General features: G+C 58.4%; 15 protein-coding genes and 1 tRNA gene. 14 read left to right on the top strand and 2 right to left on the bottom strand.

Annotated elements, in window-relative coordinates; genetic code table 11:
- Nucleotides 1-163 precede the first annotated feature (163 nt).
- The 6 genes from rsmI (at nucleotide 164) to ACP3RB_RS06320 (ending at nucleotide 6,499) form a co-directional block, all read left to right on the top strand.
- The gene (rsmI, locus tag ACP3RB_RS06345) at nucleotides 164-1,120 is read left to right on the top strand and encodes a 16S rRNA (cytidine(1402)-2'-O)-methyltransferase (protein WP_426698826.1); all 957 of its coding nucleotides are present in this window, start codon (nucleotides 164-166) and stop codon (nucleotides 1,118-1,120) included.
- Between the two features lie 66 nt (nucleotides 1,121-1,186).
- Entirely contained in the window at nucleotides 1,187-2,260 is a 1,074-nt protein-coding gene (locus tag ACP3RB_RS06340) for a TatD family hydrolase (RefSeq protein ID WP_426698825.1), read from the top strand.
- A gap of 216 nt (nucleotides 2,261-2,476) precedes the next feature.
- A complete protein-coding gene (locus ACP3RB_RS06335; protein ID WP_426698824.1) occupies nucleotides 2,477-3,295 on the top strand; it encodes a glycosyltransferase family 25 protein in 819 nt (272 codons plus the stop codon).
- Between the two features lie 388 nt (nucleotides 3,296-3,683).
- Nucleotides 3,684-4,505 (top strand): glycosyltransferase family 25 protein, encoded by an 822-nt coding sequence (locus ACP3RB_RS06330; RefSeq protein WP_311452467.1) that lies wholly within the window; start codon nucleotides 3,684-3,686, stop codon nucleotides 4,503-4,505.
- A 45-nt stretch (nucleotides 4,506-4,550) separates the two neighbouring features.
- Complete coding sequence (gene rsmA / locus ACP3RB_RS06325; protein ID WP_049332986.1) at nucleotides 4,551-5,423, top strand: 16S rRNA (adenine(1518)-N(6)/adenine(1519)-N(6))-dimethyltransferase RsmA; 873 nt, start codon at nucleotides 4,551-4,553, stop codon at nucleotides 5,421-5,423.
- A gap of 68 nt (nucleotides 5,424-5,491) precedes the next feature.
- Nucleotides 5,492-6,499: a 4-diphosphocytidyl-2C-methyl-D-erythritol kinase gene (locus ACP3RB_RS06320; protein ID WP_426698823.1), complete on the top strand. Its 1,008-nt coding sequence runs from the start codon at nucleotides 5,492-5,494 to the stop codon at nucleotides 6,497-6,499.
- A gap of 68 nt (nucleotides 6,500-6,567) precedes the next feature.
- Here ACP3RB_RS06320 and ACP3RB_RS06315 read toward each other — a convergent pair whose 3' ends face one another.
- Nucleotides 6,568-8,397, bottom strand: coding sequence for an ABC-F family ATP-binding cassette domain-containing protein (locus ACP3RB_RS06315; protein WP_426698822.1), 1,830 nt, complete (start codon nucleotides 8,395-8,397; stop codon nucleotides 6,568-6,570).
- Between the two features lie 234 nt (nucleotides 8,398-8,631).
- Between ACP3RB_RS06315 and ACP3RB_RS06310 the strand changes: the two genes are divergently transcribed.
- The 3 genes from ACP3RB_RS06310 to ACP3RB_RS06300 all read left to right on the top strand — a co-directional run bounded on the left by ACP3RB_RS06310 (nucleotide 8,632) and on the right by ACP3RB_RS06300 (nucleotide 11,246).
- A tRNA-Gln gene (locus tag ACP3RB_RS06310) sits at nucleotides 8,632-8,702 on the top strand.
- A gap of 88 nt (nucleotides 8,703-8,790) precedes the next feature.
- Nucleotides 8,791-10,245 (top strand): bifunctional UDP-N-acetylglucosamine diphosphorylase/glucosamine-1-phosphate N-acetyltransferase GlmU, encoded by a 1,455-nt coding sequence (glmU, locus tag ACP3RB_RS06305; protein WP_060823826.1) that lies wholly within the window; start codon nucleotides 8,791-8,793, stop codon nucleotides 10,243-10,245.
- Nucleotides 10,246-10,265: 20 nt separating this feature from the next.
- Nucleotides 10,266-11,246, top strand: coding sequence for a ribose-phosphate diphosphokinase (locus tag ACP3RB_RS06300; protein WP_303966432.1), 981 nt, complete (start codon nucleotides 10,266-10,268; stop codon nucleotides 11,244-11,246).
- A gap of 136 nt (nucleotides 11,247-11,382) precedes the next feature.
- Here ACP3RB_RS06300 and ACP3RB_RS06295 read toward each other — a convergent pair whose 3' ends face one another.
- Nucleotides 11,383-12,513 carry a phosphotyrosine protein phosphatase gene (locus tag ACP3RB_RS06295; protein ID WP_315427765.1) on the bottom strand — a complete coding sequence of 377 codons (1,131 nt, stop codon included), beginning with the start codon at nucleotides 12,511-12,513 and terminating at the stop codon, nucleotides 11,383-11,385.
- A gap of 309 nt (nucleotides 12,514-12,822) precedes the next feature.
- Between ACP3RB_RS06295 and ACP3RB_RS06290 the strand changes: the two genes are divergently transcribed.
- The 5 genes from ACP3RB_RS06290 (at nucleotide 12,823) to ACP3RB_RS06270 (ending at nucleotide 18,741) form a co-directional block, all read left to right on the top strand.
- The gene (locus tag ACP3RB_RS06290; RefSeq protein WP_426698821.1) at nucleotides 12,823-14,640 is read left to right on the top strand and encodes an ABC transporter ATP-binding protein; all 1,818 of its coding nucleotides are present in this window, start codon (nucleotides 12,823-12,825) and stop codon (nucleotides 14,638-14,640) included.
- Nucleotides 14,641-14,744: 104 nt separating this feature from the next.
- Nucleotides 14,745-15,665: a glycosyltransferase family 2 protein gene (locus ACP3RB_RS06285; RefSeq protein ID WP_426698820.1), complete on the top strand. Its 921-nt coding sequence runs from the start codon at nucleotides 14,745-14,747 to the stop codon at nucleotides 15,663-15,665.
- Between the two features lie 258 nt (nucleotides 15,666-15,923).
- The gene (locus ACP3RB_RS06280) at nucleotides 15,924-16,922 is read left to right on the top strand and encodes a CgeB family protein (protein WP_049327938.1); all 999 of its coding nucleotides are present in this window, start codon (nucleotides 15,924-15,926) and stop codon (nucleotides 16,920-16,922) included.
- Entirely contained in the window at nucleotides 16,913-18,013 is a 1,101-nt protein-coding gene (locus ACP3RB_RS06275; RefSeq protein WP_424826713.1) for an RNA-binding protein, read from the top strand. Before ACP3RB_RS06280 ends, ACP3RB_RS06275 begins: the two co-directional genes overlap by 10 nt.
- Nucleotides 18,013-18,741, top strand: coding sequence for an acylneuraminate cytidylyltransferase family protein (locus ACP3RB_RS06270; RefSeq protein WP_311445862.1), 729 nt, complete (start codon nucleotides 18,013-18,015; stop codon nucleotides 18,739-18,741). Before ACP3RB_RS06275 ends, ACP3RB_RS06270 begins: the two co-directional genes overlap by 1 nt.
- The last annotated feature ends 9 nt before the right edge of the window (nucleotides 18,742-18,750 follow it).

Raw genomic sequence — 18,750 nt, 5'->3', positions numbered from 1 at the left:
CAGAACGCACGATGCACCATTTCAGCCCGTGAACGGCTTATATGACGCACCGTAGCTCGCCCGCACCAGCCGCTTTTACCGGCAAGCTCGCCCGGCACTGGGCGGAGCGCGGGCGTTACACTTAGTGGGTACACGAAGACCAGACACAGACACGAGGCCTGCCATGACCGCACCCGCAGAATACACCGAAGAAACCGCCGACCCCTCAGAAACCACAGCCCCCTCAGAAACGGTCGAGGCACCCGAGACTGACACCGCTGACACCGCCGTCACCTCCGAAGAAGGGGGCGTGCTCATCCTCGGCGGCACCCCCATCGGCAACCTTGCTGACGCCTCCGACCGACTGCGCTCAGCCCTCGCCACCGCAGACCTCATCGCCGTTGAAGACACCCGCAAGCTACGAACCCTTGCCTCCGGGCTTGGCGTGCGCACCCGCGGCCGCATCATCGTCAACCACGACCACAACGAAGCCGAACGTAGCGAAACCATCGTGCAAGCGGTACAGGGCGGTCAGCGCGTGCTACTGCTCTCGGATGCGGGCATGCCCACCATTTCCGATCCCGGCTACGTTGCCGCTGCAGCCGTCGCAGAAGCCGACCTGCCCGTCACCGTGGTGCCCGGCCCCTCCGCGGCATTGACCGCGCTCGCGCTTTCCGGTCTGCCCACCGGACGATTCACCTTCGAAGGTTTCCTCGCCCGCAAGGGCTCCGAGCGCACCCGCCGCCTCGCATCGCTGACGGGGGAGGAGCGCACCATGATCTTCTACGAATCCCCGCATCGCACCGCCGCGACCCTGGCAGACTTCGTGCAGACCTTTGGTGCTGAGCGCCGCGGAACGGTCAGCCGTGAGCTAACCAAGCTCCACGAAGAGGTTCGACGCGGTACCCTGGCAGAGCTTGCCGAATGGGCTGAGTCTGAACGCGTCCGCGGCGAAATCGTCATTATCGTTGAGGGCGCACAAGCCCCCGAAACCCCCGAAGCGCAGGACGTCGTGCAACTGGTTCTCGACCGTGTAGCGGGCGGCGAGCGCCTCAAGAGCGCCTGCGCCGCGGTCGCCGCCGAGACCGGCACCTCCAAACGTGACCTGTACGAGGCGGCGCTGGCTGCCCGTTCTGAATAACCCAGAACCACCCCGTATCTTTACCCCCCCAGTTTTACCCCGCAGTTTTATCCAGAGGATTTATCCATGTGTCAGAGCCATCCCGGTCCTGAAATCACCCAGGAGTACCTGAACTCCCTTGCCGCCCTGGCGAACTACACCCTGCCCACCCCCGCGGCACTTCAGGCAACCGCCCTGCCTAACGGCTGGGAACCGGTCCCCGGTGAAGTACCCGCACCCTATCAGGCGGAACTCTACACCGGCATCAGTGACGCCGAAGGCGGAGAAGGAACCCGCCGCCGCTCCACCACCGGCGAGAATGGCCGCAGCCGTAATCTGGTCTTCCCGCCCGCTCCCGAGCCGCTGCCGTACCCCATCGTGGATAACCACACCCACATGGACCTGCTCGACGGTGAAGTAGAAATTAGCGCCCGCGACGCACTCGACGCCGGTGAAAAGCTCGGCATCGCCGCTATCGTGCAGGTCGGATGCGATATCCCCTCCTCCCTGTACGCGGTCGCCGCCGCGCAGGCTGATGAGCGTGTCCTCGCCGCCATTGCGATTCACCCCAATACCGCCCCCGAGCTGGCTGCAGCCGGTCAGCTGGAGGCGGCGCTCGCCACCCTCGACGAGCTCGCCACCGCCGACCGCGTGCGCGCTATTGGTGAGACCGGACTGGACTATTTCCGCACCGGTGAAGAAGGCAAGGAGGCGCAGCACTACAGCTTCCGCGAGCATATCCGCATTGCGAAGAAGCACAACCTGGCGCTGCAGATCCACGACCGTGATGCGCACGAGGATGTTGTGCGCATCCTGGTTGAAGAGGGCGCGCCGGAACGTACCGTGTTCCACTGCTACTCGGGCGGCCCGGAGCTCGCCGAGATCTGCAATGAGCGCGGCTGGTATATGAGCTTTGCCGGTACCGTGACTTTCAAGAATTCAAAGGGTATTCAGGAGTCGTTGGCGATGGCTCGTCCGGAGCTGATTCTGGCTGAGACGGATGCGCCATTCTTGACCCCGCATCCGTTCCGTGGCCGCCCGAATGCGTCCTACATGACGAATTACACGGTGCGGTTCATGGCTGCTCACCGCGGTGAGGAGCTGGAGGCGCTCTGCCGCCGTATTCGTGAGAATTCGGAGCGGGTTTACGGTCAGTGGTAGGCGCGTACAGTTTGTAGCGGATAGTTACTCTGGGCAGTTTCGCGGTGCGTGGCTGCGTGCTAGACTGTAGCGACTACAAATAACTCACTCAAACAGCTATGCCATGATTTGGTTTGCAGTATTTAGGTGCGTATGGTGCCTCAATAATTGGTGCTGCGAACATCCCGACAAGAGTTTATGTATAGCACCCCATGGCTGGTGTTTTAGGAGGATACTGTGGCAAAGATTCTGAAGTATGTTCTGGGCCTGGATGGCGCGAACCGTTTTGAATCGTTCTATTCGGTGGGCGCGCCCGCGAAGGATTTTGTGCCTTATTCTGCGGTGGATAACCGTGATGATCACATCACTGATGAAGAATTTGATGTTGAGGTGTTCCGTAAGCGCTGGCATCGCGACCCTAAGCCCGCGGAGAAGGGCTGCATGCTGAGCCACTATCACATGTGGAAGGACTTCCTCGCTTCAGATGCCGACTGGGCTTTGTTGGCAGAGGACGATATCCTTATTTCTCCTGACTTGCAGCCTGTAGTGGAGAGGATTATCGAAAAGTATCCTCACGTGCAGATGGTTAACCTGGGCGATATCTACGCTTCTGAAGCCGGCAAGTTGAACCCTCAGATGGATTATCCCCGCCTTTCGTTGCTTTCTCCTTTTGTGTACGGCAAGTACCGTATGGGTAGTGCCTATAGTTCAAAGCCTCTGTATGGTGCTGCCCTGTATCTTCTTTCGCGTTCTGGGGCTGAACGACTCGTAGAGCGTTATAGTGGGACGGTTCCCGGCAACGTTGCTGATGATTATTCTCTCTACCGAGAATGGGGTGTGGATGTATATTTGGTGCAGCCGGGCCTCTGCGGTTGGGAAGGTAGTAGCCTTATAACTTCTGGTGTTCGTCACTTGGAAAGTCTCAAGAGCACGCAGCATGGCACTGGTTTTCTCGATCGGTTGCGTATCGCCCTGGCGCCGAAGAAGCGTATTGCGAACGCAAAGAATGTCCTGGAGGCAACTTTTGAGGATGTGAAGCAGCGTCTGGGACGGTAGCCCAGAGACGGGTTGGGCTACTGCTATCACATAAAAATGTAAATACGTGGGTCTTCTGCCTGTCTTTTATCCCTTCCCTACCGTGTATCTGCGGTAGGGAGGGGATTGTTTTTGCTGTACACCAGTACGGCGCGTGCCATATCGCGCCTTAACCTGCGGGCATCTGAGATTGGCGCACGGTGAATGATAGAATTCTTTCTACACTGCACAGCAGTGTGCGTATTTATCACACGCTCAATATTCAGACTCCCTGCCATGTACGCACTGATTTTTAAGATCGACGGACCCTTCTGTTGTGCAGGTGGCCTGATGTTCTGAAAACTCATCGTTGAACCTTTGCGATCTTCTATTGCTTAGAGTTTCTGGATGAGCCGTTGAAGGGAAAAACATGGCAAAGATTCTGAAGTATGTTCTGGGTCTGGAGGGCGCGAACCGTTTCGACTCGTTCTATTCGGTGGGTGCACCCGCAAAGGATTTTGTTCGTTATCCTGCGGTGGATAACCGTGATAATCACGTCACTGATGACGAATTTGATGTTGAGTTTTTCCGTAGCCGCTTGCATCGCGACCCGAGCCCAGCGGAGAAGGGTTGCATGCTCAGTCACGTGAAGATGTGGCGTGACTTTATTGCGAGTGACGCCGATTGGGCGCTGATTGCCGAGGACGACGCTCTTATTTCTTCGGACGCTGAGGCGGTGGTGAACGCAATCATCACGAAGTACCCGCAGGTGCAGCTGGTGAACCTCTGCGATTCTTTTGCGAACGATGCGGGCAAGCTGAACCCGCAGGTGGAATACATCCGCCTGTCTCTGCTATCTCCTTTTGTGCACGGTAAGTACCGTATGGGTAAGCCGTACGGTACCTGGCCCCTGGTTTGCACCGGTCTGTACCTGATTTCCCGTTCGGGTGCTGAGCTTCTACTCAAGCAGTTTGAGGGTAAGGCTCCGGGTACTGTGGCTGATGATTATAGGCTGTACCAGCAGTGGGGTGTGGATGTGCGTTTTGTGCAGCCTGGCCTCTGCGGATGGGAGGGCAGCAGCGTCATCCTGGAGTCCGGTAAGCGTCATCTGGATAAGGTGAATAGCCTCCAGCACGGTACTGGCCCCCTGGACCGAGTGCGTATTGCTTTGGCGCCGAAGAAGCGTATTACAAATGCTAAGAACGCTCTGGAAGCCACCCTTGATGAGGTAAAGCAGCGTTTCTCGCGGTAACCTAAACTGTAACCTCCCCACCATCCACCTATGTGAAGGAACGCTGTGAACGATCTGCCCCTGCTCGGCCCTGCTGAGATTCGCGAGCTTGCCGAGATGCTTGGTATTCGTCCGACGAAGACTCTTGGGCAGAACTTTGTGATTGACCCCAATACGATTCGTCGTATTGTCAACGCGGCAGAGATTTCACCGGAGGAGACGGTGCTGGAGGTCGGCCCGGGCCTGGGTTCGCTGACCCTGGGTATTCTGGACGCGGCGAAGGACATGGTTGCGGTTGAGATTGATCCGCCGCTGGCTCAGCAGCTTCCGCACACGATTGAGAAGTTCCGCCCCGAGAAGGCGGGCGATATTGACGTGGTACTCATGGACGCCCTGAAGGTCACCGAGCTGCCCCGCACTCCGGATGCTCTGGTGGCGAACCTGCCCTATAACGTGGCGGTTCCGGTGCTTCTGCACCTGTTTGCGCAGTTCCCGAGTATCCGTCACGCCCTGGTGATGGTTCAGGACGAGGTTGCCGACCGTCTTTCGGCGACCCCGGGCTCGAAGATCTATGGTGTGCCCTCGGTGAAGGCTAATTGGTATGCCGAGGTGTATAAGGCGGGCGTGATTGGCAAGAACGTGTTCTGGCCTGCACCGAAGATTAACTCGGGCCTGGTGGGTTTCCGCATGCGCGAGGAGCCTCTCTCTACCGTTGACCGTGACCTGGTGTTCACGATTGTGGACGCTGCTTTCGCTCAGCGCCGTAAGACTCTGCGTGCTGCGTTGAGTTCCTGGGCGGGTTCGGGTGCGCGTGCGGAGCAGATTCTGGTGGCTGCCGGTATCGCTCCGACGGAACGTGGTGAGAAGCTGGATATTCACGGTTTTATCCGTATTGCGGAGGCTTCGCTGACTGTCCCGGCTGAGCCTGTAGCGGAGTAGCTTCTTCTCGTTCTAAATTTTTCACTGACGTTCTCACGCGAATTCCCGCGCGAAAGGTGTATGCGCTGATGAGTACCGCCTCCCAGGTTGCTATTTCGGTTGATGCTCCCGGTAAGGTCAATCTGTACCTCGCCGTGGGGGACGTCCGCCCGGACGGCTACCACCCGTTGACTACGCTTTTTGCGGCGGTCTCTCTAACGGAGACCATCACGGTCTCTGAAGGGCAGACACCGGGGCTGAGCCTGAGCATGGATATTGTGCCCGGCTCCCTGGTGGATCAGCAGATGCAGGCGGGGCAGTTCGACCCTGCCGACATGCCGATGGACGAGCGGAATCTCGTGTACCGTGCCGCCGAGCTGATTCTTGCGGAACACGGTATTGAATCTGCCCCGGCACTGCACCTGCATATTGCGAAGGCTGTGCCCGTGGCAGGTGGTATGGCTGGCGGCTCAGCGGACGCGGCTGCCGCCCTCATTGCCACGGACCGCTACCTGCACATAACCGGCCGCACCGGTGCGCTGCTGACCCAGGCAGATTATGAGCGTCTCGCCGCGCAACTGGGCGCCGATATTCCCTTTAGCGTGCGCGCCGCGCTCGGGCAGACCCTCGCCCTGGGGCAGGGGACCGGTACCGAGTTGCAGAACGTTGCGGCACCTCGAGAGCCTCTGCACCTGGTGATTGTTGCCGCGCAGTTTGGCCTCTCAACCCCCAGCGTATTCAAGCAGTTGGATGCGGGCCTCGCCTCGGGGCTGTACCCCGCCTCCGGTGAGCTGGTGGAACCCGCAGAGCTTCTGGAAGCTCTGAACTCATACGATGGTTCGGAGGCGGCGCTCGCCTCTTTGGCGCCGCTGCTACGTAACGACCTGCAGGCTCCCGCGCTGTCCTGCGCCCCGCAGCTGGAACAGACCCTGAACCTGCGCGATAGCGAGGGCGTGTACGCCTCCCTGGTGTCCGGTTCCGGTCCGACGGTGCTTCTGCTGACTTCTTCGCAGAATCGAGCGGAGGCTCTTGCTGCTTCTCTTCGTGCAACTGGCCACCACGCGGTGAGCGCGGTCACTGTGATTCTGTATCATTGAGCTGAATACATGAAGAATGCCGGTTCTAGATTGAATCTAGAACCGGCATTCCTCTACGTTAATAGGCCTTAGCCGAGCAGTTCGGAGAGTTCGAGCCAGCGCATTTCTAGCTCGTCAATCTCATCCTGAAGCGTCTGCTGCTGCTCGCCGAGTGCCGCCAAACCGGCGTAATCCGAGGCGTCGTGCGCGCTCATCTGCTCGGAGAGTTTCTCCTGCTCTGCAGCGAGCTTGGCGAGGCGGCGCTCAATCGCACCGGACTCTTTCTGCGCCGCACGCAGTTCAGCACCGGAGACCTTCGGGGTATCCGGCTCAGCAGAAGCCTGCGCCGAGGAGGCGGCACGCGCCTGCGCGCTACCGGCGGCAGAACCGCCAGCACCGGCCGCAGAGAGCGCCAAATACTCGTCCACACCGCCGGGTAGATGACGGAACGAACCGTCAATCACGGCGTACTGCTGATCGGTGACACGTTCCATGAGGTAACGGTCGTGGCTGACCACCAGCAGGGTACCCGGCCAGGTGTCCAGCAGATCCTCCATCGCGGCGAGCATATCGGTGTCCAGGTCGTTGGACGGCTCGTCGAGAATCAGCACGTTCGGCTCATCCAGCAGAATCAGCATGAGCTGCAGGCGACGCTTCTGGCCACCCGAAAGGTCCTTGACCGGGGTAGATAGCTGCGCGCTGATAAAGCCCAGACGCTCCAGCATCTGCGAGGGGGACAGCTCCTTACCATCGGCGATGTAGCTGCGCTTCTTGCGGCCAATCACATCCGAGACGCGGTCGTTAGCGACCTCGTTGAGCTCATCGAGCTGCTGGGTCAGGGTTGCAATCTTCACGGTCTTACCGTGCTTGACGCGGCCCTCGGTCGGCTTCAGATCGCCCGTCACGAGTGAAAGCAGAGTGGACTTACCCGCGCCGTTCACGCCCAGGATGCCGGTGCGCTCGCCGGGGGCAATACGCCAGGTGACCTTCTTCAGCACTGGGCGCTTGCCGCCGGGCATCGAGGGGTCGTCGTAGACGACGGAAACGTTTTCGAGATCCACCACATCCTTGCCGAGGCGGGAGACCGCCATCTTCTTCAGCTCTACGGTGTCACGCACCGGCGGAACGTCCGCGATGAGGGCGTTGGCGGCATCAATGCGGAACTTCGGCTTGGAGGTACGCGCGGGCGCACCGCGGCGCAACCAGGCGAGCTCCTTGCGCATGAGGTTCTGACGCTTCGCCTCCGCTGCGGCTGCCTGACGGTCACGTTCCACACGCTGCAGAATATACGCCGCGTAACCGCCCTCGAAGGGCTCGACGATGCGGTCGTGCACTTCCCAGGTGTCGGTACAGATTTCGTCGAGGAACCAGCGGTCGTGGGTAACAACCATGAGGCCTCCCGCGTTCTTGGGCCAGCGGGACTTCAGGTGGTTGGCGAGCCAGGTGATGGCTTCAACGTCCAGATGGTTGGTGGGCTCGTCGAGCATGAGCACGTCCCACTCCTGCGCGAGCAGGGAGGCGAGCGCTACGCGTCGGCGCTGACCGCCGGAGAGCGAAGAGACGGGTGCGTCCCAGGGCAGGTCAGAGACCAGGCCGGAGATGACATCGCGGATGCGTGCCTGTGACGCCCATTCGTATTCGGGGGTGTCGCCCACAATCGCGTAGCCGACGGTGTGGTCGTCGTCGAGAACATCGGACTGATCCAGGTAGCCGATGCGGGTGCCGCCGCGCACGGTGACGCGGCCGGAGTCCGGTTCGAGTCGGCCGGCCAGGATCTTCATGAGGGTGGACTTGCCGTCGCCATTGCGACCGACAATGCCGATGCGGTCGCCTTCGTTCAGGCCGACCGTGATGCCTTCAAAGATGGTTCGGGTAGGGAATTCGAGGTGCAGCGATTCGCCGCCAAGTAGATGTGCCACGCCTTCTAGGGTACAGGGTGAGTCTTCACTTCAAGTAGCGCTCCAGGCTTTGATGAGAGGGTACTCGATGGCGGTGAGAAAAGCTGTGGGGATTGCGGGGCACGCGGCTAAGTTCAGCACAGATATTTGATAAACTGAGGAAAGCATTTCCTGCATTGCGCTGTTCTGTGCCCAAAATGGCGGTCAATGACAATGAGAGCCTGTAACCAAGACCTCATGTGAATGTATGGATAATCCGCCATGGTGTAATGGCAGCACAGCGGCCTTTGGAGCCGTTTGTCTAGGTTCGAGTCCTAGTGGCGGAGCGTAAGCACTCAACGGCACCGTTGATTAGAGAGTTAGCGGTCCGCGCTCACTCCTCACTCTTACAACCTCGTCTAAGGAGTCTTCCCAGTGAATACTGAACTGGCACCCTCTGCAGTGATTGTTCTCGCCGCAGGCGCTGGTACGCGCATGAAGTCCGCTACCCCCAAGGTTATGCACGGTATTGGTGGTCGTTCCATGGTGGAGCACGCTGTTGCCGCGGCACGTGACCTGAACCCCGAGCGCCTTGCTGTTGTGGTGCGCCACCAGCGCGATAAGGTTGCTGAGCACGTCCTCGCTTTTGATTCTGAAGTAACCATTGTTGACCAGGATGAGATTCCCGGTACCGGCCGCGCTGTTGAGGTCGGTCTGAACGCTCTGGATGCGCAGGCTCCCGTTTCCGGCACCGTCTTGGTGACCTACGGTGACGTTCCTCTGCTGCGCCCTGAGACTCTGCGTGAGCTGATTGCTTTCCACGAGGAGGACAAGAACTCTGTTACTGTTCTAACCACTCACGTGGATGAGCCCGGCGCGTACGGTCGTATTGTCCGTAACCAGGCTGGCGAAGTGACCGCCATTGTTGAGGCGAAGGACGCTTCCCCCGAAGAGCTCGAAATTACCGAGATTAACTCCGGTATTTACGCCTTTGACGCCGCTGTTCTGCGTGAGGCACTGCTTGAGGTGACCACCAACAACGCACAGGGTGAGAAGTACATTACTGACGTTCTGTCCATTGCTCGTTCTAAGGGCTACCGCACCTCCGCTCTGGCTATTGACGACCGCTGGGAGGTCGAGGGCGCTAACGACCGCGTGCAGCTGGCTCAGCTGGGTCGTATGCTCAACAACCGCATCCTTGAGGCTCACATGCGTAACGGCGTGACCATCGTTGATCCTGAGAACACTTGGATTGACGTCACCGTCACCATTGAGAACGATGTGACTCTCCTGCCCGGTGTGCAGCTGCACGGTTCCACCACCGTCGCTACCGGCGCCACCATTGGCCCGGACACCACCCTGACTGATATGACCGTTGAGGCTGACGCTACCGTCATCCGCGCGCACGGTCACGGCGCTGTCATTGGCGAAGGCGCAACTGTTGGCCCCTTCGCATACCTGCGCCCCGGTACCACCCTGGGCAAGGACGCTAAGCTCGGCACCTTCTGTGAGGCTAAGAACTCGCAGATTGGCGATGGCGCTAAGGTCCCGCACCTGTCCTACGTTGGTGATGCCACCATCGGTGAGGGCGCGAATATTGGTGCTGGCTCTATTTTTGCAAACTATAACGGCCTGGTGAAGAACCGCTCCGTTATTGGCGCGCATGCCCGCATGGGATCCGCGGGTATTTACGTTGCACCCGTTACTGTGGGTGACGGTGCATACTCCGGCGCGGGCGCGCTGATCCGTAAGGATGTTCCTGCGGGCGCCCTCGCCTACTCTGAGACTTCCCAGCGCACTATTGAGGGCTGGGTCCTGAAGAACCGTGCCGGTACCGAACCTGCTGAGGCTGCTAAGGCAGCTGGTGCGCAGGAACCGGCAGAATCCTAATTCGAGGAAAGAACAACACCATGAGTAGCGAGATTACCAACCCCGGTGAGCGCAAGCTTGTAGTGGTCTCCGGTCGAGCACACCCCCAGCTTGCCGAGGAGATTGCGAAGGCACTTGATCACGACCTGCTGCCCACCTCCGCATATACCTTCGCCAATGGCGAGACCTACGTCCGCTTTGAGGAGTCGGTGCGCGGTGCGGACGCGTTCGTGATTCAGTCGCACCCGGCACCTATCAACGAGTGGCTCATGGAGCAGATCATTATGATTGATGCGCTCAAGCGTGCATCCGCTCGTTCCATTACCGTGGTGTCTCCCTTCTACCCCTACGCTCGTCAGGACAAGAAGCACAAGGGCCGCGAGCCCATCTCGGCACGTCTGATTTCGGACCTGTACAAGACCGCTGGTGCTGACCGCCTGATGTGCGTGGATCTGCACACTTCGCAGATTCAGGGCTTCTTCGACGGCCCGCTGGATCACCTTTTCGCGATTCCGGTTCTGGCTAAGCACATCCGCGAGCGCGTGGAAGACTTGTCCAACGTGACCGTTGTGTCCCCGGATACCGGTCGTGTCCGCGTGGCTGAGCACTGGGCTGATTTGCTGGACGGCGCACCCCTGGCGTTCGTGCACAAGACCCGCGACATTAACGTCCCCAACCATGCTGTTTCTAAGACTGTTGTGGGTGACATCGAGGGTCGTACCTGTGTGCTGATTGACGACATGATTGACACCGGCGGCACCATTGCTGGCGCTGTGAAGGTCCTCATGGACAAGGGCGCGAAGGAAGTTATTATCGCAGCTACCCACCCGGTTCTCTCCGATCCGGCTGCTGAGCGTCTGTCTCAGTGCGGTGCTGTGGAGGTCGTCGTGACTAACACCCTGCCCGTGCCGGAGGAGAAGCAGTTCGATAACCTGACTATTCTCTCCATCGCTCCGTTGATTGCTCGCGCTATCCGTGAGGTCTTCGACGAGGGCTCTGTGACCGAGATTTTCGATCACTAAGCTTTCTTAGAGCATGTAGAAAGTCCCCCGCTGACCGTGGTCGGTGGGGGACTTTCTTGTGATAGAGGCTAAAGCTAACCCGGCTGGAACAGAGGCCTGTTCCAGCCGGGTTAGTGCTGTATTTAGCGTCGTATGCTTAGCGGTGTGCCTGTGCGAGCCAGGGCAGAATCACACGCAGGGACTGCTCCACCTCCTCCACTGCAACCTTCGCTGCTGCGGGGCCGCGGCGGTAGGGGTCTTCCAGCTTGTCGCTATCAAGCGGACGGGCACCGTAGGCGTAGAGGTAAGAAAGCGGCTCGGCGCGGCGTGCATCCTCGCGAATGCGAGCAGCCTGCTTGAGCAGCTTAATCTTGGAGTGGTGTTGGGGCCACTCGCGCACAATCCAGTCGGCGTGTACCTTCTCTGCCACCAAAATGATGGTGGCGTTCTCGATAATCTGCTCGTTGAGCTGGCGGGATGCGAAGCCCTCCGGGTTGTACCCGCGCTCAATGAGCTCGTTGGCTACGTGTTCGTAGACGCCGTGACCGACGAGGGCGCCGGTGCCTGCGCTGGAGAAAATCCATTTGTCTTCCAGACCGTATTCTGCGGCAAGGTGCTTGGAAATCACCTCGCCGGATGCGCTACGGGCAATGTTTCCGGTGCAGACGAAGACGGCTTCGAAAGGGCCATCACCGCTAGTGTTGCCGGTACGGTTGAGGGTTTTGGGGGAAAGCTTGAACTGCGGGGTGCGTTCGCTGCGGGTGTTAGTAGCGGGGGAGGGCTGCGCGTTTCCTGCGTTCCGGCTGTTGGCTTCTTTCGGGTCGGCGAGCTCTTCAGCATCAACGGTGGGCGCGTTGTGCTGGCCCACGCGGATAATGCTGGGGCCGGTGGGCTTGCCGTCTACGTCGAGGATGTCACCGGGGGTAGCCTTGATATCGGTGTGGGTGAGGGGCTGTGCAGAGACGGTAGCGGTGCCGTCGGCGCTGAGCTCTTCTTCGGGGGTGACTTCCTGGGAAGCTACTGCGGCGGGGGAGCGGACTTCGTAGTCTTCGATGGCTTCGCGGAGCGAACCGTCGGGGGTGATGATGCGACCTGCTACCCCGCGGCGGTTCTTGCCTGCCAGTTCGGGGTTGTTCTTAATGAGGGAGCGGACTCCGTCGGCAATATTTGCGGAGGAAGAAGCCGCGGTTGCAGGCTGCGCTTCGGCAGTTTCTACGGAGTTGGTTTTGTCCTCGGAGGAGCCCCACGCGTACTTGTCCTTGAGGGACTTGATGTTGAAGATGCCCATCAAAAAGCCTTTTCTAATTGACGTACCCAACAGTGAACAGGGAAGCCGGAAGTGTCGGGTTGGTTGAATGAATAGTATCTATCATACCGAGTTACTTACACCTTCAATGGTTCCTTTTCCTGTGTGTGGCAAATACCCCTCAACGTCTGATGTTTTAGCTATGAATTAGAGGTTCTTCTTTCGACTAAAGATGACCAAAAGTACAAGCTTGATACTGAAAATGTATAGAGGGCGCATGCTAGAATTGGCGTGAAATGCTGGTCTTCTTCTCACTCAGGAGCCAGCGAGTACGCTCACTAACGAGGACCAATGAAGAGTATTTATACTAAGCTTCGCTTGCTTTTCCCGGGACGAAGCTTTACGCTGCTTATCTTTAACCTAATCGGTCTGTTCCTCCTGTCTTTGATGGAAATGGTCGGTGTTGCAGCCATCCTTCCCATTGTGAATATTGCGATGGGTGCGGAACTTACCGGTTACCTGGCTGTTCTCTCGGATATTTTTGGTAATCCTCAGCGATCTGAGCTGGTGTTCTATCTGGGCGTTGTTCTGGTGTTGGCCTTTGTTTTTAAAGGTATTGCATCGCTCATTTTTAAGCGCTGGAGCCTGAAATTTACCGGTTACCAGCAGCTGGCGACGTCGACGACAATCCTCAATCATTACATGAAGGATAGCTACTTCAACCACAAGAAGTCTCAGCCTGAAGAAACCGCGTACCTGATTAGCACCTACGTGGTGTTTGCATACCGCGGTTTTGTGGGATCGATTATTAACTTTGTGGGCGATTTCCTGTCTATCCTCGTGTTGCTCATCATGATTCTTTGCGTCATGCCGGTTCCGGCACTGCTTGCTTTTGCATACTTTGGCATCACCATCGCTGTCATGCAGTTCTTCTTGCGCCGCGGTAATGCGAAGTATGGTGAGGTATCGGCACGTGCGGGTCGAGACGCTTTGCGCTTCCTTCTGGATGACATCAAGGGCTTCCGTGAAATTCGTATTACGAATGCGCACAAGGCTGCTATCGAGCAGTACCGCGAGCCCGCAGTACGAAGCGTTAAAAGCGACGTTAACCTCTCGTTCCTGACTGACTTCCCCAAGTACTCCCTTGAAGTTATTTTCATCGTGGGTATCGCTGGTCTGCTGGCTCTGGTGACCTCGACTCAGGGTGCTGAGGGTCTTCCTTCCCTCATGCTTTTCGCAACCGCATGTATCCGCATTCTTCCGAATGCAACCCGTATGATTGCCAACCTGGGCAGTATTCGTGCGAACGAGTTCGCTAGTGAAGAAGTTGCAAAGGTTATCCGCTCGATGAGCCCCGAAGAGCAGCGCCTGCAGATGGTTGAGTTCAAGGATGAAATTGATCCGGCAACCATCATTAACTCGGATATTGAGCCCGTGGATGTTCAGATTGATAACCTGGTCTACCGTTACCCGGATGGTGATAAGGATGTTCTCAAGGACATTCAGCTGGATGTGCCGGCTGGTACCTCGGTTGCTTTCGTGGGTGGTTCCGGTTCGGGCAAGACTACCCTGGTTGACCTAATCCTTGGCCTGCTCACCCCGACGAGCGGTACGATTTCCAGCCAGGGTAAGGACATCCATACTGATTTGCCTTCCTGGTACCAGAAGATCGGTTATGTTCCCCAGGACCCCTACCTGGGTAAAGGCACCCTGCGTGAGGCAGTCGCCTTCGGCATTCCCAAGCAGTACATTGATGACGATCGTGTACTCTACTGCCTCAAGCTGGCGGAGCTGATGCCCGTTGTCGAGACCCTGGAAGATGGTATTAACACTTCGATTGGTGAGAATGGTAACCGTCTCTCCGGTGGTCAGCGTCAGCGTGTGGGTATTGCGCGTGCGATGTACCGCAACCCGAGCTTGCTGGTTATGGATGAGGCGACCAGCGCGCTGGACAACGAGACTGAGTACAAGATCACTCAGACCATTAACCGCATCTCCAAGGAGATTACCGTGATTATCGTGGCTCACCGTCTTTCTACGGTGCGCAACGTTGATCAGCTGGTGTACCTCTCCCAGGGCCGTATCGCCAACAAGGGAACTTTTAAGGAAGTTCAGATGGCCAACGAAGAATTCGCGAACCTTGTTCGCCTGGGCCAGCTGCCCGACTAATTGAAATGATGGGGGTGATCGTATGCAGCAGTTGAGTACGGTCGCCCCCATCTTTAGCCTTCTATAGCTTGTGATTTTCAAGCGCCTCACTCAAAGGACATATTGTGACTCATACTCCCCGCGTATCTGCGGTTATTCCTTTTTACGGTGAGCCGGAACCGGTTCTTGCCATTATTGACACTCTGCGCGCTCAGCAGGGTATTGATCCCGCCGATATCGAGATTATTGTCTCTGACGATGTTTCTCCCACCCCCTTCCCCGAGGTTGAGGGCGTGACCGTGGTTCGCCGCCCCGTTAATGGTGGTTTCGGTAAGGCTGTGAACTCCGGTGTTGCTGCCGCGACCGGTGAATGGGTTTTCATCCTCAACAGCGACCTGGAGCCGGATAACACCTTCGTCTCTCGCATGCTCGCAGCCGTGGAACGTCACGGCGAGGTGCTGGCTAGCCCGCAGATCATCGGCCACGATGGCAAGCAACAGTGGGTGGCTCGTAAGTTCCCCACCGCAGCGCATGTGGCGTGGGAATGGTTCACCCCCCTGGCTCGTTTCAAGCCGACCAACTGGTGGCACCGCGGCGTTGGCCACGATGTTGAAGCGTGCACCGGCACCTCCGACGCGAAGGTCGACTGGGTTATGGGCGCGTGCATGGTTGTTCCTCGCGCGACCTTCAACCGCATCGGTGGCATGGACGAGCGTTTCTACATGAACAGCGAAGAGGTGGACTTCCAGTACCGCCTCTCGAATGCTGGCGTGGACCGCTACCTGATTCCTTCGGTGACCGTAACCCACGAGGGCGGCGGTTCTTCGCCCTCTGAGCGCCGAGTACAGTGGCTAACCACTGCTCGTTTTATTTATGCTGACAAGTGGGGCTGGGAGAAGAAGCTTTCTGTTGCTCTGCGTGCTACCAGCTACGCGAACTTCCTGGTGAACTCCGTGCGTGCTCTGCGCAATAAGGACGTGGATGCTCGCAGTTTCCTTGCCGCTGAGCTGGAACGTATCGCGAAGGCAGAGCGCCACGAGAACTAGGTACGAAACCACCGGAATTTACCGTGATGGTTCCGTAAGATTTGTTGCTTTCTTCATAAGAAGGTTCACATAGAACGTAGGAGGCGACACAGTGCACTCGAGTGTGTCGTCTCCTGCTTTCGTTGTAAAATTTCAGTAGGTATGTTTTACCTCAAGGTACAGGTGAAACTTTCCGTTCCTCTTCACTCCAACACATAGCACCGCACGGTTTTGCCCTGCGGGTTCTTATAACAAACGCCGACAGGATTCAATCCTCATATGACTCAGCCCAAACTTCTATTGCTCTCGCCCGCATTCCACGGGTACTGGAAGGCTATTCAGGCATCCTTGGAAGTGCACGGATACGAGGTGCGCACCCACATCTACGATGCGCCGGGTACTCTGCCCGAGCGCATCCTCAACAAGCTTGCCCACGAACTGCCCGAGAAGTACCGCCCCGAAAGCTTCGCAGCGCAGGCAACCCGTAAGGCGATTGACGCTTTCAACGAGTTCCGCCCCGATATTGTGCTGGTCATTAAAGGCGATATGCTTTCCCGCGAATGGTGGGACCTGCTGGAGACTTCCGGTGTTCGCTATGGCACCTGGCTCTACGACGAAATGCGCCGCATGAGCTACACCGAAGAGGACCTGCATCACCTGGGCGCGTTGGCAAGCTACAGCCCGCTGGATGCGCAGCACCTGCGTGAACAGGGCTTCGAGGTGCTCGACATGCCTAACGCCTACGACACCCACTGCCCGGTTGTTCCTATGCGTGAGGACTCCATCAACTTTGTGGGCGCTAAGTACCCCAACCGTGAGGAGACCCTGCAGGCGCTGGTCGCAGCCGGCCTGCCGGTCCGTGCCTACGGTCGTGCTTGGTCGCGTCACCCCTACGATATTCTGCGCACTAAGCAGTTCAAGGATTCCGGCGTGCCCGCGGGCCGCGATATTGACCGCTCTGAGGCGTACGGCATTATGGCGTCCTCCCCGGCAACGCTGAACATCCACAATAACCAGGATGGTTTCACCATGCGTACCTTTGAGGCTCCCGGCGTGGGCGCTCTGCAGGTGATTGACCGTGCTGATGTGGATCGCTACTACATTCCTGGCGAAGAGGTTCTGGTCTACGAGAGCATTGATGAGCTCATCGAGATTTGTACCCGTATTTTCCGTGAGCCGAAGTGGGCTCGTCAGATCCGTGAAGCCGGTCAGAAGCGTACTCTGGCTGAGCACACTTTCGATCAGCGTGTAAAGATTTTGGAGCAGCTATGGGCCTGACCTATCCCATTGATATTGATGCCTGGGCGGCCTGGCAGAAGCGTCAGAACACCTTGCGCTGGGCTAAGACCGAGGCACGCAGTCTTATCGGACGTTTGCGCGGAGGTACTGCTGAGCAGGAAGGCCCCGTCGGTGGCGTGCTCTACACCCGCGGCGCTGTACCCCGTGTGCTCATTGTGCTCGATTCTTTCTCCCCGACGAGCCGTAACTCCCTGCTGGAGCCTCTCAAATATCTTGAGAACGTTGGCGTGGCCCTGTGGGTCCCCGAGGACGCCTCGGAGTACCTCAACGGTCAGTATGCCACCGAGCGTTACGGCCGTGATGCCTGGACCAAACAGGAAGTGACGGGCAACCAGCTGCAGGAGCTACTACCCGGTGTACGCGTGGTTCTTTCCCTGGGCCACTACTTGGCACGCGGTGCGGCAGCCTACGAGTTTTCTCGCGCGATTGGCGCTGAATACTGGGTAGTTCAGCACGGTCTGCTGGTGCCTCAGGCACCGCCGCTACCGGTAGGATGCACCCTGCTGGCTTTCAGCGAAGCTGACGCCCAGTTCTGGGCATCGGGTCGCCGCGACGTCACCACTCACGCGGTGGGTTCGCAGCTGCTCTACCTTGCCGCGCAGAAGGCTGCCGGTGCTGAAGCGCAGAAGCAGAACGACCTGGAACCGATCTTCCTGGGACAGATGCACGGTGCGGAACTGCCGCGCGCATCCTTCGCGTACGCTTCCCACTCTTTCTTGAAGAAGTTCGGCGGAAGCTACCGCCCGCACCCGAGCGAGAAGGATAAGCTGTCAGTACTGACCCACCAGCTGTGGGAAAAGGAAGGCATCCGCATCGACCGTTCCGGCACCCCGCTGAACGAGGTGCCGAACCCGGTGGTGTCCATCTTCTCTACCGGTGTTCTGGAGGCTGCAATCCGCGGAATCCCGGCGTGGGTTTACCACCCGGCACCGCCGGCATGGCTGGTGGAATTCTGGGATCGCTACGGCATGAACCAGTGGGGTCAGGAACCGACCCCGGCGCCGGTTCAGCCGAAGAAGGAACCGGCACAGCGTATCGCTGAACTAATGATTGAAACTTTGGAGGCATAATGCGTATTCTCTGCGTCATCCCCGTGCGCGGTGGCTCGAAGGGCATTCCGCGTAAGAACCTGCGCCCCATCGCGGGTAAGCCGCTGGTTGCATGGACTATCGAGCAGGCACTGGCTGCTAAGGAAGAAGTAGCCGGCGAGCACGAGTTGCGTGTTGTCGTCTCCACCGATGATGCTGAGCTGGCTGATATCGCGCGCGAGTACGGTGCGGAGGTGCCGTTCATTCGCCCGGCACACCTGGCTGAAGACACCACCGCAACCGAGCCGGTCATCGAGCACGCCATCGAGTTTTACACCGAAAACGGTTGGGAGCCCGATGCAGTCATGCTGCTGCAGGCAACCAGCCCCGTGCGTCTGCCCGGCACCCTGGCTCGTGCGGTTCGCCAGTTCGCTGAGAACGGTAAGGACTCCATGGTCGGTGTGATTCCGATTGGCCCGTTCATCTGGACCTGGCACGCTGACGGTGAGCCCACCGCGGCGTTCGAGATTATGGCTCGTCCGCGCCGCCAGGAGCTGACCAAGGAAACCTTCCGCTACCGTGAGAACGGTTCGATGTACATCACCAAGACCCACGTGTACATGGACCACCACAACCGCCTGGCGGGCTACCCCGGCGGTACCATTGACTTGTTCATGCTGGACGAGGTCGAGGGCGTCGACATTGACGCACCGATTGACTTCTCCGTGGCAGAGCACCAGCTCACTCAGATCCTGGCCGAAGGCAAGTAACCTTCACTA

The sequence above is a fragment of the Rothia mucilaginosa genome (assembly GCF_049990865.1).
GTDB lineage: Bacteria > Actinomycetota > Actinomycetes > Actinomycetales > Micrococcaceae > Rothia > Rothia mucilaginosa_I.
This window is presented reverse-complemented; position numbering and strand designations above follow the sequence as displayed.